The organism is Cupriavidus sp. GW822-FHT06G04, from assembly GCF_058799075.1.
Genome location: NZ_JBXALD010000007.1, coordinates 339,601 through 362,262, shown reverse-complemented (window position 1 = coordinate 362,262; position 22,662 = coordinate 339,601). Strand labels below are relative to the sequence as shown.

The window sequence follows — 22,662 nt, the reverse complement described above, 5'->3', positions numbered from 1 at the left end:
CACGAACGGGCGAACCAAAAAAAAATGGGCGCAATGCCCATCATTCGCCCATCCCAGCCAAGGATGATACTTTTGAATAGACTTTGATTATACGCGGATTATGTCCAAAAGGCAAAAGCCGCATGGGATCCGCGGTGGAGAGGCGCCGGCCAGCGGCGCCTCCGCGCCCACTTCGTCAGCGCTGACCGCCGCGGCCACCGCCGCGCGGCCGGCGATTGCTGCCACCGCCACCCTTAGAGGCCTTTGGCATCACATTTCCATTGACTTCGCCACCGCCGCCGCGACGCGGGCGATTTCCGCCCGCATTGCCGGCGTTGTTTCCCGCGCGGCCACCGCGGCCAAGGCCCGGGCCACGCATGCCGCCGGCACCGGCGCCGCCGCCAAACTTCGTCGTATGCGAAGTGAGCGGCGCAGGACCCGATGGGATATACCCCATCGAAGTCTGCATCGGATCCGGTTGACCGCGTCCGCCGCTGCCGCCGGCACCGCGATTGCCACCGTTCTTCTCAAAGCGCGGCAGACCGTCCATGCCGGTATGCATCGGCATCCCTGCAATCGCGGCTTGCGTGCGCTGTTTCCGTCCGCCCACCTTGGTGGCGCCCTTGCCGCCGGACTGCTCCGACTTGGCCGGCGACTTCAGGCCAATGGCGTTCATCAGCGTGCGGACCTCGGTGGCTTCCAGCTCCTGCCAGCGGCCGCGCTTCAATCCACGCGGCAGCAGGAATTGGCCGTAGCGGGTACGGATCAGACGCGACACCGTCAGCCCAACCGCCTCGAACATGCGCCGCACCTCACGGTTCCGGCCTTCAGTCAGCGCAACGTGATACCACTGGTTCACGCCCTCGCCGCCGCCGTCCGCAATTCGCAAGAAATTGGCCTCGCCGTCGTCGAGCTGAATGCCGTGCAGCAGGCGCTGGCGATCGGCCTCCGCCAGTTCGCCCAGCGTGCGCACCGCATATTCACGCTCGATGCCATAGCGCGGATGCATAAATCGATTGGCGATATCGCCGGAAGTGGTGAAGATCAACAGTCCTTCGGTATTGAAGTCCAGACGACCCACGGCCACCCACTTGCCGTTCTTGATGCGCGGCAGGTTGTCGAACACGGTCGGACGGCCTTCCGGATCCGACTGGCTGACAATTTCGCCCGACGGCTTGTGATACAGCAGCACGCGCGGCGGCTTTGTCGACACCTTGCGATGAATCAGCTTGCCATTCACGCGCACCTGATCGGTCGGCAGAATCCGTTGCCCGATATGCGCCGGCAGACCGTTGACGGACACCCGCCCTTGAAGGATCAGCTCCTCCATCTCGCGCCGCGATCCGAGACCACCTTCGGCCAGCACCTTGTGCAGCTTCGGTGCATCGTCGTCCGACGTCAGTTCGCGTACCGGCTTGACCTTGGTCCGCGGAACGACCATCTCTTCCTGGTCGAACTGCCCCGAAATTACGAAGCGGAACAGATCTTCGGCTCCGGCCGCCGACTTTGGCGCATTGCCAGTGCCCGCGGCCGACCGCGGCGACTTTTCGCCCCCGCGTTGCTCGGATTTGTCGTTTGGCCGGCTCTGGCCCGGTTGCGTCTTGCGCTGACCGCCCTTGTTGCGTTTGCCGGGTTGCTGGGCAGCGGGCCGGTTCTCGCCATCGACGAGTGCAGCCTTGCGTTGCGGCGGCTGGCGGCGCCTGCGCTGCCCACGGCCGTCCGCTTGCGTCTCGCCTGCAGCGACTTCAGGCGCGCTGGGCGCCTGTGCGCCAGCCTCGGCACCGGCTGCCGGCTTGCGGCGTCCGCGCTTGCGGGGTGCGCCGGCGGATGCCTCGACAGGCGCTTCGGCAGGCGCGACGTCGACAGCATCGCCCTGGCCCGGATCGCGCCCTTCACGATCCTTCGAACCCTGGCGGCGCGACGCCACCAGATTGCGCAAACCACGGCGAAGCCCCTTGCGGCGCGGCGCTCCATCGGCACCATTGCCAGCATCAGGGGTCGCGCCGGAGTCTCCCGGCACGTCCGGCTGGCGGACGTCTTGCTCAGCGGAATCAGACAAAGTATTCACTATCGATGTTGCATGTTGTTCAGTTGGACACGCGTTCGTCGTCTTCGGCCGGGAGCGGCATGTCAGCGCCCTGCCCTGAACCGTCGGAAACTTCCTCGTCGGAAGTTTCGGTGTCCACGTGGAATCCGTTGGCCTGGGCCAACGGCGCGTTCTCGGCGTGTCCGTTCAATTCGGGACCTTGCGAAACGCGATTGGTTTGTTCGTCCTGCCTGGCGCCGTGACTTTCGCTTTCGGCCGCAAACGGCCCGTGCGCCTGGGAATTCTCTGGCTGATCGACACGAGGTTCCGGGACGGCGCCATGCGAAACCGCGGCCTGCGCCGTGGCGCCCGGCGTATCATGGCCCTCCGCTGCCACGGCGACAGCATCGTCTTGGCCGTCCGCTTCCGGCTGTGTCGCAGGCTTGTCCGGTTCTGCGAACGTTTCCTCGTCGCCGACCGGAGGATTTGCCGTGGCTACATCCTCGAAATCGATGGCCTGCTGGTCGAGCAATGCCGCCTGCGCCTGTGCCTGCGCATCTTCCAGCGGAGGCAGTTCATCGAGTGACCGCAAGCCCAGATCGTCAAGAAACGCCTTGGTCGTTGCATACAACGCCGGGCGCCCGGGCACGTCCCGATGTCCGATCACCTCGATCCAGCTCCGGTCCTCGAGCTTTTTCACCACGTCGGTACTGACTGTGACACCGCGGATCTCCTCGATGTCGCCGCGCGTTACCGGCTGACGGTAGGCGATGATTGCCAGCGTCTCCATGACGGCCCGCGAGTACTTGGGCGGCTTCTCCGGGTTCAGTCGATCCAGGAACTCCCGCATTTCAGGGCGGCTCTGAAAGCGCCACCCGCTGGCCAACGCGACCAGTTCGACGCCGCGCCGCTGCCAGTCCTGGCGAAGTTCATCCAGCAGAACCCGAATGGTGTCTGCGCCAACATCGTCGGAAAATAGCCGCCTCAGATCGCCGACACGCAGCGGTTCCTGCGCACAGATCAGCGCGGTCTCGAGGACGATCTTCGCCTCTTGGGTATTCATGTGATTGCGTGCAGCCTGTCTTTGCACCTGCCCCGAACTATTCCCGGGGCAACGGAGATTGCAGATACAGCGAGGCCGAAGCCACCGCCATCTCATCGTGCAGCCGACGCGCCAGCTGGTTGCGGCGCCGTCGAGCTCCTCGTCTTTTGCATCGATTTGCCGGGTCTGTCCGGCAGGAAGATCGCCCAGACCAGCAGGCTTCGCTGGCCAACGGACCTCTTGCGTCGCGCCTTCTCCCTTCGAGGCGGACATTCGTCAGGGCAAGATGGCCAGGACGGCAAGAAACAACTGATATCGGCACAGGCAACTTTGCCTTGATCTAGCGTCGTTTTCCACATGAGCGCTGGCCGCTTGACCAGGTCATTCGAACCGGATGGGACTGTGGGAGTGGCTCCAGCATGTCCGACCCTGGGAGCCCTGAACTGGCACTCCGTGTAAGGAGCGCCGCTCGACGACGCCACGAGCATGGCGCGATGCGATACCGTGGTTCTCGCGATTGTATGGCATTCCTGCCCCACGCCGCAACCGGCTGTTGTGGCTGATTCAGAACACCAAGCAAAATCCGTGTTGTGCCAACATGTCAGGAAGCCACGCGGCGCGCACCATTCCCGCCAGTCCGAAGCCAATCACCACCAGCGCGGCCACGGTCCTGACGCCACGCTTGCGCAGGAGCTGACGAAGGGCGCCGGAAAGCCCCGAAATCACGAGCAGATTAGGCAATGTTCCGATACCGAACGCCGCCATGACAAGCGCTCCCGACACTGCATTTCCCGCAAGCAACGCAATACTAAGTGCGCTGTAGACCATGCCACACGGCACGATGCCCCAGGCCAGGCCCATGATCCATCGACGCACAAAAGGTGCCGCACCATTATTGGGGAGCGCCTGACGCGCCTCGCCGCGCCACGACCGGGCAAACGCCCGAACGACGACACCACTCCGTTGTGCGACTGCCGTGACAGTTCGCTCGATCCACGTCGCCGTGAGGGTGCGACCCAACAGCAAGAAAACACCTGTCAGCACAAGCAATGCACTGCCGCCCGCGTAAAGCCATCGCTGTAGTGGCAAAAAATCCTGCTTCCATATTACGCCGCCTACCGCCCCCATCAGCGCACCCAGCAACATATAGGTCGTAATTCGCCCAGCATGCATAACGCACAATTCAAACAGCCACGGTTGGCGTTTGCGATAGACGAGAACAGGCGCCTGCTGCTGCAGATTTTGTTCAGCAACAATAGCAATTCCTCCACACATGGCTGCGCAATGCATGCCACCGAGCAGAGCAATAAGGAAAACGCTTAAAAGCACACCAAATGGCAACTGTTCCTCGCTTCAGGGTCACCTGCATTGTAAAATGGCCTCATCGCGCGCCCGATACAAGCGCAGTCAAACGAGCACCTCAATTGCTTACTTCTATACCTGTCACCGAGATGTCACCCCGTTGCTCCACGTGTGCCATGGGTCAGCTTTGTTTGCCCGTCGGGATGTCGCACCAAGACCTGGCGAAGATGGATACGCTTGTGCAGGAGCGCGTGCGAGTCCACAAAGGCGAAACGCTCTACCGAATGGGCGAACCGCTCACCGCCGTCTACGCCATCCGATTCGGCACCCTGAAGACGCACGTCACAATGGAGGACGGGCGAACACAAATTACCGGCTTCCACCTGCCTGGCGAAGTCATCGGGCTGGACGGCCTCGGCGAAATGCAGCATGCGTCCGATGCCACCGCACTCGAAGACACTGAAGTCTGCGTCATCCGCTATGACGACCTGCAATCTTTGTCGAATCATTTGCCTTCGTTGCAGAATCAGTTTTTGCGGCTGATGAGCAAGGAAATAACGCAGGATCAAGTTATGCTGATAACGCTTGGTTCGATGCGCGCGGAGGAAAGACTGGCCGCTTTTCTGATCAACATGTCTGAACGCTTGTCTGCGCGCGGATATTCTTCTACCGAATTCGTGCTCCGCATGAGCCGCGAAGAGATTGGCAGCTACCTTGGCTTGAAACTGGAAACAGTCAGCCGACTGTTCTCCCGTTTTGCCGAAGCGGGCCTTATTCAAATTCGTCAACGACATGTAAAAATAGTCGACATTGCCGGGGTCAAGCAAGTCTACAGCCGATCGTGCTAGCGGCGATCACAAGAGACAAATAATAAGGGCCGCACCGAAATTCCGGTGCGGCCTAGTTTTTTTGACTTACTCGAGTTCATCCGTGTCACTTAAATTTACAGGCATGGTGTACAGGGTCAAGCCGCTCGACAACGCGCAAAACAACCACGCCACCAGGAAGCCGACCGTATATACCGCATGTCGCGACGCTTCCACCGGATGACCGAAGAAGTTCAGCTCTCCTGGGTCCACCACGGAAAAGACCACAGCGGTAGCGGCGCCCCCCATCAAGAACGCGGGCCATAACACCCACATGAGCCAGCGCAGTCTCATGGATTCCTCGCCCGCGTCGATGAAACGCGCTCGGCGTCAATTTTCTGCACAACCAGTCCATGGCGCGTGGCATCGCTAACTGGCACGTCGGCGTAAGTACTTGCCAGCCAAATCGTGATGCCGCACCCGACAATAGCCAACAGCGGACCGCTCATCAGGATCCAGGGCCATGGTTCCTTGTACCAGGGTTTCGCCTGTCTCGTAGTCATATCACTCTCCTCTTCGCGGCTTTGCATTCGAGCATTACAGATTGCGGGGGACAATAAAACTCGTGCTTTGCTTGATCTGCGACACGTCCCTGCCTTCGGCTTCTGCAGTGACCGTAACGCTAATCTTATGGGTGCCCTGTTTGGCATCGTCTATGGGCACGCGCACCCGTATCGGCAATAAGCGATTGGATGTGGGAGACAGCTCTTCGGCAGCATGATCGTACTCGACGACAAGACCCGAAAGTTCATCGCTCTGCGCACTCACACGAAATTGCATCGGCGCTTCCGTGGTATTGATCAACTGCAATCTATATACGTTTTCGATCCAGCGTCCCTCGACCTCTCTGCCCAGCGCACCCCGATCACGAATAATGTCAACCTTGAGCGGCTCACGCATGGCCAATGACCCGAGAAAGCCCGCGACGACCGCCAGCCACAGCACCGAATAGATGATCGTCCGCGGCCGGATCAAGCGTTTGCGCGCCTCCGATGTTGATAGCCCCTGGCGCATTGCATTCTCCGACGTATATCGGATAAGGCCACGCGGGTACGCCATCTTGTCCATGACCTGATTACAGGCGTCGACGCACGCTCCGCACCCAATGCACTCGTACTGCAAGCCGTCACGGATATCGATGCCGGTCGGACACACCTGTACGCAAATGCTGCAATTGACACAGTCGCCCAGCCCTTCCGCGCGATGGTCGACCTTCCGCGAGCGGCTGCCGCGCGGCTCGCCGCGGCCGACATCGTAGGTCACTACGTACGTGTCCCGATCCACCATCACACTTTGGAAGCGTGCATACGGACACATGTATTTACACACCTGTTCGCGCATGAACCCGGCATTGCCCCACGTCGCAAAGGCGTAGAAGAACATCCAGAATGCCTGCCAGGGGCCGATCGCGAAATGCAGAATATCGGCGCCCAGTTCCCGGATGGGAGCGAAGTATCCAATGAACGTGAAGCCAGTCCACAATGCAATCAGCACCCACAGCGAGTGCTTTGTCGCCTTGAGCCGGAATTTGCGCACGCTCCACGGATCGCCGTCGAGCCGAATACGAGCGATACGGTCGCCTTCGACACGCCGCTCGATCCACATGAACATTTCGGTGTAGACGGTCTGAGGACAGGCGTAGCCGCAGAACAAGCGTCCAGCGATTGCAGTAAACAAAAATAAGGCAAACGCGGAGATGACGAGCAGTACGGCAAGATAAATGACATCTTGCGGCCACAGTACCAAGCCAAAGATGTAGAACTTCCGCGCGCCAAGATCGAATAGTACTGCCTGCCGGTCATTCCATTGAAGCCACGGTATGCCGTAGTAGATGACCTGCGTAATGACGACAAGCCAGACGCGCCAACTGGAAAAAGCACCTGTAGTCGATCGCGGGTAAATTTTGCGTCGAACCTCGTACAGCGCTTCCTCTGCAGAATCGACGACGGAATTCGGGGGCGGCACAGGCCGCCATTCACCGGACTTGGTTGAATCTTGCAGGCCGGATTGGGATTCCAGGGGCGCGTTCATTTCTCAGCCCTTCAACTTTCGGGAGGGACAGGTCTGTTGACCTGTCCCGATGCGGTTTTGTTATTGCCCAGATGGCGCGTTGTTGGAAAGACCCCAGACATACGCGGTGAGCATCCGGATCCGCTCCGGCGTCAGGATTTCCTCGTGCGCGGGCATATGGCCGTTGTGCCCCTTCAGAATCGCTTCGACGATCGCCCCTTCCGAGCTGCCGTACAACCAGACGTTGTCGGAGAGGTTCGGCGCCCCAAGGGCCTGGTTCCCCTTGCCGCTAGCGCCATGGCAGGCTGCGCAAGTCGATTTGAACGTGCTTTCTCCACGCGCTGCGCGAATCGGATCGTATGCCAAGCCTGAGAGGGAACGCACATATTGCGCCGTATCGCCCGCGAGCTTCGCATCGATCGCGCCGGCAAGCGGCGGCATCATGCCGTTACGGCCTTTCGTGATCGTTTGCTGAATTGTGTCGGGCTCTCCGCCATACAACCAATCGTTGTCAGTGAGATTTGGAAATCCGCGACTACCGCGCGCATCGGAGCCATGGCACTGCGCGCAATAGTTCAGGAACAGCCGTTGCCCAATCTCACGCGCATCCGGATCCGCTGCAACGCTCTTGACATCCATTTTCATGTACCGGGCATAGATTTCTCGCTGCGCCTGCTCCGCGGCGTTGCGGTGGGCGGCGAGTTCACCTTGGGTGGAGAACTTCAACACACCGGCGTACGATCCAAGACCTGGATACAAAATGAGGTAAACCACGCTGAAAATGCAGGCCAGAAGGAACATCCACATCCACCAACGTGGAAGCGGGTTGTTAAGTTCTCGCAGATCTCCATCCCAGACGTGACCCGTATCGTCCGCCGCATTTACACTTTTCGGCAGCTTGCGTTGGGAGAACAGCAGCCACACACACCAGACAATCCCGATGAGCGCGATGGCCGCGATGTAATAGCCCCAGAAATCGGAAATGAAATCGCTCATGGTTACTGATTCCGGCTTGTATAGTTTGTTTCGTCGGGCAAGGAGAAGGGCAACATGGCCGATTCCTCGTTGGCAGCCTTCCGTCCTGCCGACCATGCCCACCAACAGATGCCGATAAATGTCAGCATCGATAGAATGGTGGCGCCAGCTGTCACGATTACCATGGCTCCTACTCCTTCGAAGATGCAGCGGGACCGGCGGCCTCGCTAGGGCTCGGGGGCGCGGCGCTAGCGGTACTTTCCAGCCGCACATTGCGGCGGTTCAGTCCCAACTCCTGCAGATAAGCCACCATTGCGTCCTCCTCGGTCTTGCCGGAGAGTTGCTCGGGCGCCTTTGCAATGTCCGCATCGCTATAAGGCACGCCGAGGCGCTGCAGCGCTCGCATGCGATCCTGGATCGAATTGGTTGGCAACGGTGTCTTTTCGAGCCACGGATACGAGGGCATCACAGATTCGGGAACGACGTCACGCGGATTGCGCAAATGAATGCGCTGCCAGTCGTCCGAATAGCGACCTCCTACCCGTGCGAGATCCGGCCCGGTCCGCTTCGATCCCCATAGGAACGGATGGTCATAGACCGATTCGCCCGCCGTCGAGAAATGGCCATAGCGCTCCGTTTCCGCCTGCAGCGTCCGCACCTGCTGCGAATGGCAGCCCACACAGCCTTCACGGATATAGATATCGCGCCCCATCAGCCTGAGCGGTGAATACGGCGTGATGCCAGGATCCGGCTGTGTTGTGGAATGCTGGAAGAACAACGGTACGATTTGTACGAGGCCAGCGATGCTGACCACGATGATCGTCGCAATGATCAGCCAGCCGACATTCTTTTCGAGCGTCTCGTGCCGAAAGAAACCTTGATTTTGAGCCATCGTTGTAGTCCTCGGCGATCAATGGGCAGATGCGGGCAAGCTTGCCGGAATCGGCGCATCCACTGCTGGCTTGCCGGCGATCGTGCGTGCGACGTTGTAGGCCATGATGAACATGCCCGCCAGGAAACAGAGGCCCCCCATCAGACGGATCAGGTAGAACGGGTACTTGGCCTTGACCGCCTCCACAAAGGCATAGGTCAGCGTGCCGTCGGGCTGGGTGGCACGCCACATCAGGCCTTCCATTACCCCGGCAATCCACATCGAAGCGATATAGAGGACGACGCCGATCGTGGCGATCCAGAAATGCCACTCGATCAAGCGGGTGCTGTACATCTGCTTTTCCCCGAACAGGCGAGGAATGAGGTAGTAAAGCGAACCGATCGAAATCATCGCGACCCACCCCAACGCACCCGAATGGACGTGGCCAATGGTCCAGTCCGTGTAGTGCGAGAGCGCATTGACCGTCTTAATCGACATCATCGACCCCTCGAACGTCGCCATGCCGTAGAACGAAAGCGCCACCACGAGGAATTTCAGAATCGGGTCGGTACGCAGCTTGTGCCAAGCGCCCGACATCGTCATGATGCCGTTGATCATGCCACCCCACGATGGGGCAAGCAGAATGAGCGAAAACACCATGCCCAGCGACTGCGCCCAATCGGGGAGTGCCGTGTATTGGAGATGGTGCGGACCCGCCCACATATAGGTGAAGTTCAGCGCCCAGAAATGGACGATCGAGAGGCGATACGAATAGATGGGGCGCTCGGCCTGCTTGGGAATGAAGTAGTACATCATCCCCAGAAAGCTGGTGGTCAGGAAGAAGCCCACTGCATTGTGGCCGTACCACCATTGAATCATGGCGTCCTGCACACCAGCGTAAGCGGAGTACGACTTCCACATCGACGCTGGCATTTCGATGTTGTTGACGATATGCAGGACCGCGATCGTAAGGATGTACGCACCAAAGAACCAGTTGGCGACGTAGATATGGCGCGTCTTGCGTTTGACGATCGTGCCGAAAAAGACGATCGCATAGGCGACCCATACGAGCGTGATGAGAATATCGATCGGCCATTCCAGCTCGGCGTATTCCTTCGACGTCGTGATCCCGAGCGGCAGCGTAATGGCTGCAGCGACGATAACGGCCTGCCATCCCCAGAAAGTAAAAGCAGCAAGCGGCCCGCAGAACAGACGCGCCTGGCAGGTGCGCTGCACAACGTAATAGGACGTCGCGAACAGCGCGCTTCCGCCAAACGCGAAAATCACCGCGTTGGTATGCAACGGCCGCAATCGGCCGAATGACAGCCACGGTGTATTGAAATTCAGATCTGGCCAGATCAGTTGTGCCGCAAGCAGAACGCCTACGGCCATGCCGACGATTCCCCAAACCACGGTCATGACGGCAAACTGCCGCACAACGCCGTAGTTGAAGGTGTCGACGCGTGACGACGCGGTGGAGACAGCCATTCAGACCCCCAAGCTAAGTAAGAATAAACCTATTGACCGTGTGACTTTAGAAAAACAACCACCAAGCCGTGTTGACCTCAGTCAATGTCAGCGCACCCCACTAGAACTGTTTGACTGCACTGTTGTCCTGGCAACAAAACCGCGACACCCCGCACAAAACAGATAGCGCTTTCAGCGATCCTGTGGCCTGTCGTTGTCAAGAAGAATGGCCTCTCCAGGGCGATCGAGATCGTCATACTGACCGGAATGCACGGCCCACCACAGCGCCGCAACAACGAATACAACCAGGATTAGACTCATCGGAACCAGCAGGAAAAGGGTTTCCACTCACGACTCCTCTACCCTGACTGGCTTGACACGCAGAAGCCGCCACGCGTTGGCCACGACCAGCAGGGATGACACGGACATGCCGATTCCCGCCATCCACGCCGTCACATGACCGGTAGCCGCGAGCGGGATCGCGATGACGTTGTAGGCAAATGCCCAGCCCAGGTTCTGCCGCATGACGCTGCGCGTGCGACACGCCAGATCGATAGATGCTGCAATCTCGGTGACGCCGCCGTGGATCAGCACTGCATCCGCGCCCGCCTGGGCCAGCGGCGCCCCGCTGCCAATGGCAATGGAAACCTGCGCTTGCGCCAGCAGGGGCGCGTCGTTGATACCGTCCCCCGCTGCCAGCACAATTGCCCCGCGCTTCTGCAACGCGGCCACGTAATCGCGTTTACCCTCCGGGGTCACCGCGCCCATTGCCGTCTCCATACCAAGCTGGCCAGCCCACCACCGCACTGTGGCCGGCGCATCCCCGGAGACGAGGTGGCAACGCACACCCAGGGAGGCCAGCGCCCGAAGCAGTGCACGGGTATGCGGGCGCTCCACATCCGCCAGATGAAAGCATGCGAGGCAACCATCAACGTCGGCTAGCCACACTTCCGTCGCACCGGGACGCAAGTCCGTGGCAACGGAGGCATCCTGAGCTGCCGCTAACTCAGCGACGAACTCGCGCCGGCCCAATCGCACACAACGTCCCTCAATTTCCGCTTCCAATCCCTGCCCCGGGTGGTTCCGCAGGTTCTTTACCGACAGTTCGTCGAAATCAGAACCTTCGATCGCAGCTGCAAATGCCCGCGCGATTGGGTGCTCGCCACCTCGCTCCATTGCGGCCGCAATACGGACACAATGCGATGCATCCAACCTCCCAAATGTCTCCGTGGAGACGAGGGCGAAGCGGCCTTCGGTCAACGTGCCGGTCTTGTCGAGCACGACGTCGGTAACCCGCGATAACGCTTCGAGCGCATGTGCCCGCGTCAATAGCACGCCACGTCGCGACAGTGAAGCGCCCGCCGCCGCCAGTGCCGCGGGCGTTGCAAGCGACAATGCGCAAGGACAACTCACGACCAGAACAGCTACCGTCACCATCAACGCCCGCGATGGGTCGATCCATAGCGTCCAGATCAAGCCTGTGAGAGCCGCCGTGACCAGCAGCGTGCCGACGAACCATCCCGCAACCCGGTCCGCCAACTGCGCCAGGCGAGGTTTTTCCGCCAGTGCGCGATCGAGAACCGAAACGATCTCAGCAAGACGTGTCTGCGCGCCGATTCGATCGACGCTGACCTCAAGAGGACTGACCGCGTTGAAACAGCCCGCGAGTACCTTTTCGCCAACCGCGCGCCTCACGGGTCTCGCCTCGCCTGTCAGCATCGATTCGTCGATTTCACTGGCGCCGGCGACGACCTCCCCGTCTGCCGGAATGATCTCGCCCGCCTTGATTCGAATCCGGTCACCGATTTTCAGTCGCGCCACCGGGATGCGCTCGCCGATACCGCCGGACTCGGCCAGGCGCTCGCAAGTCGCGGGCAACTGACGCGCCAGCATTTCTGCGCCACTGCGCGATGCCTGGCGCACCCGCAACTCCAGATACCGGGCCAGCAACAGGAAGGCGACGAACATCGTGACCGAGTCGAAATACACGTCTCCGGTCCCGCGTAACGTGCCGACCATGCTGGCGATGAAGCCAGCCGCAATGCCGATAGCTACCGGCACGTCCATGCCCATGTGAGCGCGGCGCAACGACCGCAGAGCCCCGGTGAAAATCGGCCACGCGGAATATAGGACCACCGGCAGCGTCAGCACGAAGCTCGCCCAACGCATCAGTTGAAGCTGATCGGGATCAATGGTGGCTTCATGCGTGTAGATCGGCCACGCGTACATCATCACCTGCATCATGCCGAGCATCGCCACCGCCATGCGCATCAGCAAACTGCGTCGTTCCCGGCGATCCTGCTGGTCACTGCGCGAAGCTTCGAACGGCCAGGCGACATAGCCGATGTCGGCAAGCGCGGACAGCAGTCCGGCGACACCGTGCGACGTATCCCGCCATTTCACGACCACGCGACGGGTGGCGACATTGGCGATCACCGATTCCACGCCATCAAGCTGGCTCAAATGCTGTTCGATCAGCCACGCGCATGCGGCGCATCTGATATTTTCGGGCGCCAGCGTAATTTCGGAGCGGCCATCGCCCAGCGGGCGAGTGAACTGTGCGCGGAGCTCGGGAGTGTCATAGGCGGCCCAGATAGGTTCCGCCTTGCGGCGATCATCAGCATCGATGGGTGCGGCGAAGCGGGCGGCCGAGCCATACAGATGGCCGAATCCAGCTGCATGCAAGGTAAGCGCCAGCGTCTGACAGCCACCGCAACAGAATCTTTGGGCACGGCCATCGATTTCGGCCACGAACGATGTGCCGGACTGCGTTGGTTGACCGCAGTGAAAGCAATGAATGGATGGATTCGACGCAGACGAGGGAGCGGTCCCAGCGCCCGGAGAATGGGCGATCGTGGCGACGGAGGACGGTGACGCGAGGGGGGGCGCGGTAGTTAGGGACGGCATGGCTCGCTTTTATTACCCAGTGGATACTAGATAACTCAGCCAGCCCTCGCCTTGATACAAATCAACTTTGGAGGAACCGCGTCAGAATCTCCGCGACAATCTCAAACAACTCGCGCCATAGCAAGACCCTTGAATCAGGTCAGCGAAGTGTCCATCACGCGCCGTTCTGATTCCAGATACTCGCGCGACTGCATCTCGATAATGCGCGACACAGTCCGATGGAATTCGTTGGCCATCTGGCCTTCCGTATAAAGCTCGTCCGCCGGCACTTCAGCCGACATCAACAGCTTGACCTTGTGGTCATAGAAGACATCGATCAGCCATGTGAAGCGCCGGGCTTCGGACGACATGCGCGGCGTCATTTTTGGTACATCGGACAGGATCACCGTGTGGAATTGCGAAGCAATTTCAAGGTAATCGTTCTGGGACCGTGGACCGCCGCACAGCGTCGCAAAGTCGAACCACACCACCCCGTTCGCCTTGCGCAATGCCTTAATTTCACGATGCTCGATATGCAGGATCGGCGACTCGTCAGCTGTGCCAGCAATCGAGACGAAAGCGTCGCGCAGCGCCGCACTTGCCTCGCGATTAAGAGGTGTGTGATAGGCCTGCACCTGCTCGAGCGCGCGCTTCCGGTAGTCGATGCCGGCGTCCACGTTCACGACGTCAAGCTTCTTCTGAAGCAGTTCGATTGCGGGCAGCACCCGGTCGCGATGCAACCCATCCGGATACAGCAAGTCTGGACGATAGTTCGAAGTCATCACAAACTGGACGCCATTGTCGAATAGCTGTTGCAGCAGTCTGTGCAGGATCATGGCATCTGCCACATCGCTGACGTGGAACTCGTCGAAGCAGATCAACCTGAATCGCCGCGCGATGCGTTTGGCGAGTTCGTCGAGAGGGTCGGGCCGGCCTCGCAGCTCTTCCAGCTCGCGATGCACCTCGCGCATGAATTCGTGGAAATGGAGCCTTGTCTTGCGCACCACGGGCACGCAGGAATAGAAACTGTCCATCAGGAACGACTTGCCGCGCCCCACTCCACCCCACATATACACGCCCTTGGGCACCTCAGGATGCACCAGCAGCTTTTTCAGCGTACTGTTGCGCCGGCTTTTGTAGGCCACCCACTCGTCATAGCACTGCTGCAGCCGCGCCACGGCACGCAATTGCGCCTCGTCGGACTGATAGCCGCGTTGTTTGAGTTCGTGCTCGTAAAACTCGGTGACATTCATGTCGAATTCGATCGGGGCTGCAAGTGAAAACGGCGCGCCGTTGATGGCGGCGCGCCGGTGCTCGCTAGATGGCGGGCAAATGCCTTACATGTTGAGCTGACGCTTGTCGACAGCCAATGCAGCTTCGCGCATGACTTCCGACATGGACGGGTGCGGATGGCAAACGCGACCAATGTCCTCGCTCGCTGCCTTGAACTCCATGGCAACCACGGCTTCGGCGATCAGGTCCGAAGCGTTGGCGGCCACAATATGCACACCGAGGATCTCATCGGTCTTGGCATCGGCCAGCATCTTGACGAAGCCGTCTGACGCGCCCATTCCCAGCGCACGGCCGTTGGCCATGAACGGGAATTGACCGGTCTTGTACTCGCGGCCCTCGGCCTTGAGTTGCTGTTCGGTCTTGCCGACCCAGGCGATTTCCGGGAACGTGTAGATAACCCAGGGAATCGTGTTGAAGTCGATATGCGGCTTCTGGCCGACGATGCGCTCGGCCACGGCCACGCCTTCGTCTTCAGCCTTGTGTGCCAGCATCGGGCCCCGCACCACGTCGCCAATCGCCCAGATGCCCGGCACCTTGGTCTGGCAATGATCGTCCACCTCGATGAAGCCGCGCTGGTCCACGCCCAGGCCAACCGCTTCCAGGCCCAGGTTGTCGGTGTTCGGCACCCGGCCGACCGACACGATCAGTCGATCGACTTCCAGCGTCTGGGCTTTGCCGTCCTTGTCCGTGAAGTTGACGGTGACGCTGTCCTTGCCGGTCTTGACTTCATCGACCTTGACGCCAAGGTTGAACTTCAGGCCCTGCTTGGTCAGCAGCTTCTGCGCTTCCTTGGCCACGCCTTCGTCGGCAGCACCCAGGAATGCGGGCAGCGCTTCGAGCACGGTCACGTCAGCGCCGAGGCGACGCCACACCGAACCCAGTTCCAGGCCGATGACGCCTGCGCCGATCACGCCCAGCTTCTTGGGCACGGAGGCAAACTTCAATGCGCCTTCGTTATCGCTGATCAGATTGTTGTCGACGGTAATACCGGGCAGATGGCGTGCCTTCGAGCCCGTGGCGATGATGACCTGCTTGGCCGTCAGCGTTTCGCCGTTCACTTCCACTTGGAAGCCGTCTGCCGTCTTACCCGAGAACTTGCCGTAGCCCTTGAACAGCGTGACCTTGTTCTTGCGGAACAGGAACTCGATACCCTTCGTCATCTTGCCGACGATATCGTCCTTGCGCTTGAGCATCTTGGCCACGTCGACCTTGACGTCGCCCACGGTGATACCGTGGTCGGCCAGGTGGTGCGTGGCGTTCTCGAACTCTTCCGAGGAAGCCAGCAGCGCCTTGGACGGAATGCAGCCTACGTTGAGGCAGGTGCCGCCCAGACGGGCTTCGCCCTTGGGATCGTCATAGGCATTGCCTTCCAGGCATGCCACGTTCAGGCCCAGCTGGGCCGCGCGAATGGCGGCGATATAGCCGCCGGGGCCGGCGCCGATCACCAGCACGTCGAATTGTTTGCTCATGAAATTTCTCTTTGGCTCGTCATGGCGGGCGTCCGGCGCTTGTGGCTCGGGACGCGGCCGACTCCCCGCGTGCACGCACGCGAGGAGGACGACAATCGAAAGACGGGATGTCTACTGAGGTCGGACCAGATTACAGGTCCAGCAGCAGGCGGGCCGGATCTTCCAGCGCTTCCTTCATTGCGACCAGGCCCAGAACGGCTTCGCGGCCGTCGATGATGCGGTGGTCATAGGACATGGCCAGGTAGTTCATCGGGCGGATCACGATCTGACCGTCTTCCACCACGGCACGGTCCTTCGTGGCGTGTACGCCAAGGATTGCCGACTGGGGCGGGTTGATGATCGGGGTCGACAGCATCGAACCGAAAGTACCGCCGTTCGAGATCGAGAACGTACCGCCGGTCAGCTCGTCCAGCGACAGCTTGCCGTCGCGGGCCTTGGCGCCAAATTCAGCGATCTTCTTCTCGATATCGGCCAGGCTCATCTGGTCGGCGTTGCGGAGGATAGGCACGACCAGGCCACGCGGCGAGCCAACGGCGATGCCGATGTCGAAGTAGCCGTGGTAGACGATGTCGTTGCCATCGACCGATGCGTTGATGATGGGGTACTTCTTCAGCGCATGGACCGCGGCCTTCACGAAGAACGACATGAAGCCGAGCTTCACGCCGTGTTCCTTCTCGAAGCGGTCCTTGTACTTGGCGCGCAGGTCCATCACCGGCTTCATGTTCACTTCGTTGAACGTGGTGAGGATGGCGTTGGTCGATTGCGACTGGATCAGACGTTCTGCGATGCGGGCACGCAGACGGCTCATCGGCACGCGCTCTTCCGGGCGGTCGCCCAGCGCGGCGAAATCGACCTGGGCAGCAACCTGCGGCAGTGCCGGCTTGGCCGGCGCGGGGGCCGGAGCAGCCTTGGCAGCCGGGGCCGGAGCCGAGCCAGCGGCCAGCACGTCGCCCTTGGTGATGCGGCCGTCCTTGCCAGTGCCAGCCACTTGCGAGGCCGACAGGCCACCTTCGGCCATCAGCTTGGCTGCCGACGGCATGGCGATTGCGCCGGCGGCGGCCGGAGCAGGAGCTGCAGCCGCCGGGGCTGCTGCAGCGGCAGCGGGCGCCGGAGCGGCAGCGGCGGGAGCGGCGGCGCCAGCCGTCGCTTCCGTGTCGATCTTGGCAATGACTTCATCGGCGACGACGGTATCGCCGTCGTTCTTGATGATTTGCGACAGCACGCCAGCCGACGGGGCCGGCACTTCCAGCACAACCTTGTCCGTTTCGATTTCGATCAGGATTTCGTCCTGAGCAACGGCTTCGCCCGGCTTCTTCTTCCAGTTCAGCATGGTCGCTTCGGCGACCGATTCAGACAGTTGCGGAACCTTGACGTCAACAATAGCCATGGTTTTGTTATTCCTCGATGTATGCGTGTGTGTTTCGTATCAGGCAGGTACACCGCGGCGCGTATCCCTGTGCGCGGCCGCGGGTACCAACGAATTACTTGGTCAGAACAAAGCCCTTGAGCTTGGAGAACGCAGCGTCCAGCAGCGCCTTCTGTTGCTCGTTGTGCTTTGCGTAGTAGCCCACCGCCGGCGAAGCCGAGGCGGGACGACCGGCATAACCGAGCTTCTGGCCTTCCGTCATGTTTTCCATGATGTAGTGCTGAACGAAGAACCAGGCGCCCTGGTTCTGCGGTTCGTCCTGGCACCACACGATTTCGGTCGCGGCCGGGTACTTCTTGAGTTCGGCAGCCACAGCCTTGTGCGGGAACGGATACAGCTGTTCCAGGCGGATAATTGCCGTATCGGTGGCTTCGCGCTCCTTGCGCGTGTTCACCAGATCGTAATAAACCTTGCCCGAGCACATTATGATGCGCTTGACCTTGCTCGCGTTCAGTTCCTCGTTGTCGGGGATCACCGTTTCGAAGTGGCCCTTGGCGAGATCGGACAGCGGCGAGACCGCATCCTTGTTACGCAGCAGCGACTTCGGCGTCATGATCACCAGCGGCTTGCGGAACAGACGGATCATCTGGCGGCGCAGCAGGTGGAAGATCTGGGCTGGCGTGGTCGGCTGCACAACCTGGATGTTGTGGTCGGCGCAAAGCTGCAGGAAACGCTCGATACGTGCCGAGCTGTGTTCCGGGCCCTGGCCTTCGTAGCCGTGCGGCAGCATCATCGTCAGGCCCGAGGCGCGGCCCCACTTCACTTCACCCGACGAAATGAACTGGTCGATCACGACCTGCGCACCGTTGACGAAGTCGCCGAACTGGGCTTCCCAGATCACCAGTGCGTTCGGTTCGGCGGTCGAGAAACCGTATTCGAAGCCGAGCACGGCTTCTTCCGACAGCACAGAGTCGATCACCGTGAACGGCGCCTGGTTTTCGGACACATTCTGCAGCGGGATGTACGTGCCGGCATCCCAGCGCTCGCGAGCCTGGTCGTGCAGCACGGCATGGCGGTGCGTGAACGTTCCACGACCGGCATCCTGACCGGTGATACGCACCGGGTAGCCCGACGCGACCAGCGAGGCGAAGGCCAGATGCTCGCCCATACCCCAGTCCAGCATCTGTTCGCCCTTGCCCATGTTGGCGCGGTCCTTGATGACCTTTTCCACCAGCGGGTGAACCTTGAAGTGATCGGGGATCGTGGTGATGCGCTCGGCCAGGCGCTTCAATTCCGTCACCGGCACCGCAGTGTCAGCGGCGTCCGTCCACTTGCGATTCAGGAACGGCATCCAGTCCACGGCGAACTTGTTCTTGAAGTTCGACAGAACGGGGTCGACGGTGTGCTTGCCGGCGTCCATCGCGGCGCGATAGCTCTTGACCAGTTCGTCGCCGAAATCGGCAGGGGTCAGGTTTTGCGCCACCAGCTTGTCCGCGTACAGCTTGCGCGTGCCCGGATGCTGGCTGATCTTCTTGTACATCAGCGGCTGCGTCACCGCTGGCGTGTCTTGCTCGTTGTGGCCCAGCTTGCGGAAGCAGATGATATCGACCACGACGTCCTTGTTGAATTCCATGCGGAAATCAACGGCCAGCTGCATGGCGTAGACCACGGCTTCGGGGTCGTCGCCGTTCACGTGCAGCACCGGCGCCTCGATCATCTTGACCACGTCCGTGCAGTACAGCGTCGAACGTGCATCGCGCGGATCGGAAGTGGTGAAGCCGATCTGGTTGTTGATGACCAGGTGCATCGTGCCGCCCGTGCCGTAACCGCGCGTTTGCGCGAGGTTCAGCGTTTCCATCACCACGCCCTGGCCAGCAAAGGCGGCGTCGCCGTGCACCTGCACGGGCAGCACTTCCTTGTGACCGGCATCGCCACGGCGTTCCTGACGCGCCTTGGCCGAACCTTCCACGACCGGGTTGACGATTTCCAGGTGCGACGGGTTGAACGCGAGCGACAGGTGGACAGGGCCGCCCTCGGTCGAGACATCGCTCGAAAAGCCCTTGTGGTACTTCACGTCGCCAGCCGGCAGATCGTCGACATGCTTGCCTTCGAATTCGGCAAACAGGTCGGCGGGCATCTTGCCCAGCGTGTTGACCAGCACATTCAGACGGCCGCGGTGGGCCATGCCGATCACGATTTCCTGCACGCCCTTGCTACCGGCGCGCTGGATCAGTTCGTCCATCGCGGCGATGAAGCTCTCTCCGCCTTCCAGCGAGAAACGCTTCTGACCGACATACTTGGTGTGGAGGAAGCGCTCGAGGCCTTCGGCAGCGGTCAGGCGGTCGAGGATATGTTTCTTCTTTTCGAGCGTGAACACGGGCTTGGAACGCGTGGTTTCCAGACGCTCCTGCCACCAGCGCTTCTGCGCCTGGTCGCTCACGTACATGAACTCGGCGCCGATGGTGCCGCAGTATGTCTCGCGAAGATTGTTGAGCAGCTCGCGCAGGCTCATCGATTCCTTGCCGAAATACGTATTGCTGGCATTGAAAACGATGTCGAGGTCAGCCTCGGAGAAGCCGTAGAAGGCGGGATCGAGGTCAGGCAGGGGCGGACGCTCCTGCCGCTTGAGCGGATCGAGATCCGCCCAGTGCGAACCAATGTTGCGATAGGCGGCGATCAGCTGCGTGGCAGCGACGCGCTTGCGGCCCATATCGGAATCGGCCGAGGCAACAATGGTCTTGATGGGGCCCTGCTTGGCGCGCTCGGCAAACGAGGCGACGATCGGTGCGTGGGGAATATCGCGGGCGTTGGAACCATCCACAGCCGGGACATTCTGCATCGCGTCGAAATACGCGCGCCAATTGTCGGGAACCGAGCTGGGATTCTGGAGATAGGCCTCGTACAACTCTTCCACATAGGGGGCGTTTCCGCCGAAGAGGTACGAATTGCTCTGATACTGCTGCATCATGGGGCGCTCACTATTCTCCGGGTATGCCGGAGTTAAGCGGGTTCATCAACCTTCCGCGACACGGCTTGACCGGTTAGCGGATTGCAAACAACTCTTGGGGGTCCTGCGGTAACCACCTTGAACGAACGGCACCCGCTGGGTGCCGCTGGTTGTCGGTCTCGCCGCCAGACCCGAAAGGGCAAGTTGTGCGGGGAAGGACCTAAGTCTTCACTCGCGAAGCATAGCACGTTTGCCTAAAAACCGCGGGGACTTTTCGTGATGCAAAATTCAGACACTCTGTTCAGGTCTTGGCCGAATCGGGCGCGATCTGGTCCACCGCATCGGTAATCAGACCATCGAGTCCCCATGAGACAAGGTCCCGCGCCCTTTGCGGATCGTTCACTGTGTAGCACAGCACCTTGAAGCCGGCCGCATGCGCAGCCGCGATGACCTGGTCGTCCAGTTCGCGGTGATTCGCGTCGAGCGCCACGCAATCGAGCCGCTTCAGCCGTTCCAGCCAGTCTGCTGGCAGTTTATTCAGAAGCAGTGCGCGGGGCAGCCCGGGCGCGACATCCCGCGCCGCGGCAAGCGCCTCTTCAGAAAACGATGACAGCAACGGCGGCACAGCGGCGCCTTTCCACAGCGAAAGCGCATCAAGCGCCACTGCAGCGCCGGTGCGATGCTCCGCGCCGGGCACTGGCTTGATTTCGATATTGACCAGGAATCCATTGGCCTGCGTATAGCGCGCAACGGCGGCCAGCGTGGGAATCGGCTCGCCGGCAAAGGCCGGGCCATGCCAGCTGCCGGCATCCAGCGCCGCCAGCTCCCCCATTGTCAGCGCATCGACGCGCCCGGAACCAGACGTCGTCCGATCCAGCGTGGCGTCGTGCATCAGCATCGCCTTGCCATCGCCCGACAGCTTCACGTCGAACTCGAACATCCGGTAGCCGAATGATGCGCCGTGCCGGATTGCAGCCAAGGTATTTTCGGGCGCCAACTTGCCGGCGCCACGATGCGCGATGAAGCGCGGATACGCCCAATCCTTTCCTGTCATGCCCTGGCCTCGATGCGCTTGCCGTGTTGCATATCGAAGAAATGCAGATGGTCGGCCGATGCCGTGATCGGCAGTTGGTCGCCGGCGCGCACGTGCATCTGGCTGTCGAGCCGTACGACGATCGGCTGCCCGCCCAGCGTGCCATACGCAAAGGAATCGGCCCCCAGTGCTTCCACCACACGCACATCGACCTGTGCGATGGCCTCGTGCGCGGCGCAGGGTTCGACATGCTCGGGTCGCAATCCCAGCAGCGCCTGCTCCGGCAGGTGCAGGCCCATCGGCAGATGTCCAAGCGTTGCGGCGGTCCCGGCCTGCCCTTCCTTTGGCACCACACGCATCTGCGCGGCCTCGCCCTGCCCCGCGCCATTGCGTACTACGGGCACGAGATTCATCGGCGGCGAGCCGATAAAGCCGGCCACGAACGTGCTGGCCGGACGCGAATAGACCTCGAGCGGCGTACCGATCTGCTCCACCCGACCGCCGTTGAGCACCATCATGCGGTCTGCCAGCGTCATGGCTTCGACCTGATCGTGGGTCACATAGAGGCTGGTGGTCTTGAGACGACGGTGCAGGTCCTTCAACTCCAGCCGCATTTGCACGCGCAGCTTGGCATCGAGATTCGATAGCGGCTCGTCGAACAAAAACACGGCGGGCTCGCGCACGATGGCGCGCCCCATGGCCACGCGCTGGCGCTGGCCGCCTGACAGCGCGCGCGGCTTGCGATCTAGCAACGGCGCCAGTTCCAGAATATCGGCGGCATGCCGTACGCGCTGTTCGATTTCGGCCTTCGGCATGCCGCGGATTTTCAGCCCATATGCCATGTTGTCGTACACGCTCATATGCGGATACAACGCGTAGTTCTGGAACACCATCGCGATATCGCGCTCGGCGGGTTCCAGGTCGTTGACCACCTTGCCGCCGATATGAACCTCGCCGCCGGTAATGGTCTCGAGCCCCGCCACCATGCGCAACAGCGTGGATTTACCGCAGCCCGACGGGCCGACTATCACGATGAACTCGCCATCGCCGATTTCCATATCGATGCCGTGCACGACCTGCGCACCACCGACATAAGTCTTCTGTACATTGCGAAGAGACAGCTTTGCCAT

General features: G+C 60.8%; 19 protein-coding genes. 1 reads left to right on the top strand and 18 read right to left on the bottom strand.

The window, feature by feature from the left end; genetic code table 11:
• Positions 1 to 175 precede the first annotated feature (175 nt).
• The 3 genes from rluB to AC1RKI_RS18200 form a co-directional block, all read right to left on the bottom strand.
• On the bottom strand, positions 176 to 2,038 hold the full coding sequence (gene rluB / locus AC1RKI_RS18210) for a 23S rRNA pseudouridine(2605) synthase RluB (protein ID WP_492795112.1): 1,863 nt from the start codon (positions 2,036 to 2,038) through the stop codon (positions 176 to 178).
• 28 nt (positions 2,039 to 2,066) lie between these two features.
• A complete protein-coding gene (gene scpB, locus AC1RKI_RS18205) occupies positions 2,067 to 3,068 on the bottom strand; it encodes an SMC-Scp complex subunit ScpB (protein WP_227460132.1) in 1,002 nt (333 codons plus the stop codon).
• Between the two features lie 543 nt (positions 3,069 to 3,611).
• Positions 3,612 to 4,388: a sulfite exporter TauE/SafE family protein gene (locus AC1RKI_RS18200; protein WP_492795110.1), complete on the bottom strand. Its 777-nt coding sequence runs from the start codon at positions 4,386 to 4,388 to the stop codon at positions 3,612 to 3,614.
• 83 nt (positions 4,389 to 4,471) lie between these two features.
• Between AC1RKI_RS18200 and fnr the strand changes: the two genes are divergently transcribed.
• Positions 4,472 to 5,197, top strand: coding sequence for a fumarate/nitrate reduction transcriptional regulator Fnr (fnr, locus tag AC1RKI_RS18195; RefSeq protein ID WP_061958072.1), 726 nt, complete (start codon positions 4,472 to 4,474; stop codon positions 5,195 to 5,197).
• Between the two features lie 66 nt (positions 5,198 to 5,263).
• Here fnr and AC1RKI_RS18190 read toward each other — a convergent pair whose 3' ends face one another.
• The 15 genes from AC1RKI_RS18190 to AC1RKI_RS18120 all read right to left on the bottom strand — a co-directional run bounded on the left by AC1RKI_RS18190 (position 5,264) and on the right by AC1RKI_RS18120 (position 22,662).
• Positions 5,264 to 5,509, bottom strand: coding sequence for a hypothetical protein (locus AC1RKI_RS18190; RefSeq protein ID WP_061958071.1), 246 nt, complete (start codon positions 5,507 to 5,509; stop codon positions 5,264 to 5,266).
• Positions 5,506 to 5,718: a hypothetical protein gene (locus AC1RKI_RS18185; protein ID WP_061958094.1), complete on the bottom strand. Its 213-nt coding sequence runs from the start codon at positions 5,716 to 5,718 to the stop codon at positions 5,506 to 5,508. The genes AC1RKI_RS18190 and AC1RKI_RS18185 overlap by 4 nt, the downstream gene beginning before the upstream one ends.
• A gap of 34 nt (positions 5,719 to 5,752) precedes the next feature.
• Positions 5,753 to 7,246 (bottom strand): cytochrome c oxidase accessory protein CcoG, encoded by a 1,494-nt coding sequence (gene ccoG / locus AC1RKI_RS18180; protein ID WP_492795108.1) that lies wholly within the window; start codon positions 7,244 to 7,246, stop codon positions 5,753 to 5,755.
• A gap of 60 nt (positions 7,247 to 7,306) precedes the next feature.
• Complete coding sequence (ccoP, locus tag AC1RKI_RS18175; RefSeq protein WP_492795106.1) at positions 7,307 to 8,221, bottom strand: cytochrome-c oxidase, cbb3-type subunit III; 915 nt, start codon at positions 8,219 to 8,221, stop codon at positions 7,307 to 7,309.
• Positions 8,222 to 8,223: 2 nt separating this feature from the next.
• Positions 8,224 to 8,385: a cbb3-type cytochrome oxidase subunit 3 gene (locus AC1RKI_RS18170; RefSeq protein ID WP_492795104.1), complete on the bottom strand. Its 162-nt coding sequence runs from the start codon at positions 8,383 to 8,385 to the stop codon at positions 8,224 to 8,226.
• Between the two features lie 5 nt (positions 8,386 to 8,390).
• The gene (ccoO, locus tag AC1RKI_RS18165) at positions 8,391 to 9,092 is read right to left on the bottom strand and encodes a cytochrome-c oxidase, cbb3-type subunit II (protein WP_061958067.1); all 702 of its coding nucleotides are present in this window, start codon (positions 9,090 to 9,092) and stop codon (positions 8,391 to 8,393) included.
• A gap of 18 nt (positions 9,093 to 9,110) precedes the next feature.
• Positions 9,111 to 10,559 carry a cytochrome-c oxidase, cbb3-type subunit I gene (ccoN, locus tag AC1RKI_RS18160; RefSeq protein WP_061958066.1) on the bottom strand — a complete coding sequence of 483 codons (1,449 nt, stop codon included), beginning with the start codon at positions 10,557 to 10,559 and terminating at the stop codon, positions 9,111 to 9,113.
• Between the two features lie 171 nt (positions 10,560 to 10,730).
• Complete coding sequence (ccoS, locus tag AC1RKI_RS18155; protein ID WP_492795102.1) at positions 10,731 to 10,886, bottom strand: cbb3-type cytochrome oxidase assembly protein CcoS; 156 nt, start codon at positions 10,884 to 10,886, stop codon at positions 10,731 to 10,733.
• A complete protein-coding gene (locus AC1RKI_RS18150) occupies positions 10,887 to 13,445 on the bottom strand; it encodes a heavy metal translocating P-type ATPase (protein WP_150982150.1) in 2,559 nt (852 codons plus the stop codon).
• Positions 13,446 to 13,579: 134 nt separating this feature from the next.
• Positions 13,580 to 14,677: a cell division protein ZapE gene (gene zapE, locus AC1RKI_RS18145; RefSeq protein ID WP_492795099.1), complete on the bottom strand. Its 1,098-nt coding sequence runs from the start codon at positions 14,675 to 14,677 to the stop codon at positions 13,580 to 13,582.
• Positions 14,678 to 14,761: 84 nt separating this feature from the next.
• The gene (gene lpdA, locus AC1RKI_RS18140; protein WP_227459253.1) at positions 14,762 to 16,186 is read right to left on the bottom strand and encodes a dihydrolipoyl dehydrogenase; all 1,425 of its coding nucleotides are present in this window, start codon (positions 16,184 to 16,186) and stop codon (positions 14,762 to 14,764) included.
• 130 nt (positions 16,187 to 16,316) lie between these two features.
• Positions 16,317 to 17,573 carry a 2-oxoglutarate dehydrogenase complex dihydrolipoyllysine-residue succinyltransferase gene (odhB, locus tag AC1RKI_RS18135; protein WP_150982147.1) on the bottom strand — a complete coding sequence of 419 codons (1,257 nt, stop codon included), beginning with the start codon at positions 17,571 to 17,573 and terminating at the stop codon, positions 16,317 to 16,319.
• 94 nt (positions 17,574 to 17,667) lie between these two features.
• Positions 17,668 to 20,520, bottom strand: a complete 2,853-nt coding sequence (locus AC1RKI_RS18130) for a 2-oxoglutarate dehydrogenase E1 component (RefSeq protein WP_061958060.1) — start codon at positions 20,518 to 20,520, stop codon at positions 17,668 to 17,670.
• A 280-nt stretch (positions 20,521 to 20,800) separates the two neighbouring features.
• Positions 20,801 to 21,553, bottom strand: a complete 753-nt coding sequence (ugpQ, locus tag AC1RKI_RS18125) for a glycerophosphodiester phosphodiesterase (protein WP_492795097.1) — start codon at positions 21,551 to 21,553, stop codon at positions 20,801 to 20,803.
• A complete protein-coding gene (locus AC1RKI_RS18120) occupies positions 21,550 to 22,662 on the bottom strand; it encodes a sn-glycerol-3-phosphate import ATP-binding protein UgpC (RefSeq protein WP_061958058.1) in 1,113 nt (370 codons plus the stop codon). Before AC1RKI_RS18120 ends, ugpQ begins: the two co-directional genes overlap by 4 nt.

What these genes read in the sequence shown, in the direction of transcription:
- scpB (WP_227460132.1), bottom strand. Translation starts at nt 3,068, where the DNA reads ATGAATACCCAAGAGGCGAAGATCGTCCTCGAGACCGCGCTGATCTGT.
- AC1RKI_RS18190 (WP_061958071.1), bottom strand. Translation starts at nt 5,509, where the DNA reads ATGAGACTGCGCTGGCTCATGTGGGTGTTATGGCCCGCGTTCTTGATG.
- AC1RKI_RS18185 (WP_061958094.1), bottom strand. Translation starts at nt 5,718, where the DNA reads ATGACTACGAGACAGGCGAAACCCTGGTACAAGGAACCATGGCCCTGG.
- ccoG (WP_492795108.1), bottom strand. Translation starts at nt 7,246, where the DNA reads ATGAACGCGCCCCTGGAATCCCAATCCGGCCTGCAAGATTCAACCAAG.
- ccoP (WP_492795106.1), bottom strand. Translation starts at nt 8,221, where the DNA reads ATGAGCGATTTCATTTCCGATTTCTGGGGCTATTACATCGCGGCCATC.
- AC1RKI_RS18170 (WP_492795104.1), bottom strand. Translation starts at nt 8,385, where the DNA reads ATGGTAATCGTGACAGCTGGCGCCACCATTCTATCGATGCTGACATTT.
- ccoO (WP_061958067.1), bottom strand. Translation starts at nt 9,092, where the DNA reads ATGGCTCAAAATCAAGGTTTCTTTCGGCACGAGACGCTCGAAAAGAAT.
- ccoN (WP_061958066.1), bottom strand. Translation starts at nt 10,559, where the DNA reads ATGGCTGTCTCCACCGCGTCGTCACGCGTCGACACCTTCAACTACGGC.
- AC1RKI_RS18150 (WP_150982150.1), bottom strand. Translation starts at nt 13,445, where the DNA reads ATGCCGTCCCTAACTACCGCGCCCCCCCTCGCGTCACCGTCCTCCGTC.
- zapE (WP_492795099.1), bottom strand. Translation starts at nt 14,677, where the DNA reads ATGAATGTCACCGAGTTTTACGAGCACGAACTCAAACAACGCGGCTAT.
- lpdA (WP_227459253.1), bottom strand. Translation starts at nt 16,186, where the DNA reads ATGAGCAAACAATTCGACGTGCTGGTGATCGGCGCCGGCCCCGGCGGC.
- odhB (WP_150982147.1), bottom strand. Translation starts at nt 17,573, where the DNA reads ATGGCTATTGTTGACGTCAAGGTTCCGCAACTGTCTGAATCGGTCGCC.
- AC1RKI_RS18130 (WP_061958060.1), bottom strand. Translation starts at nt 20,520, where the DNA reads ATGATGCAGCAGTATCAGAGCAATTCGTACCTCTTCGGCGGAAACGCC.
- ugpQ (WP_492795097.1), bottom strand. Translation starts at nt 21,553, where the DNA reads ATGACAGGAAAGGATTGGGCGTATCCGCGCTTCATCGCGCATCGTGGC.
- AC1RKI_RS18120 (WP_061958058.1), bottom strand. Translation starts at nt 22,662, where the DNA reads ATGGCAAAGCTGTCTCTTCGCAATGTACAGAAGACTTATGTCGGTGGT.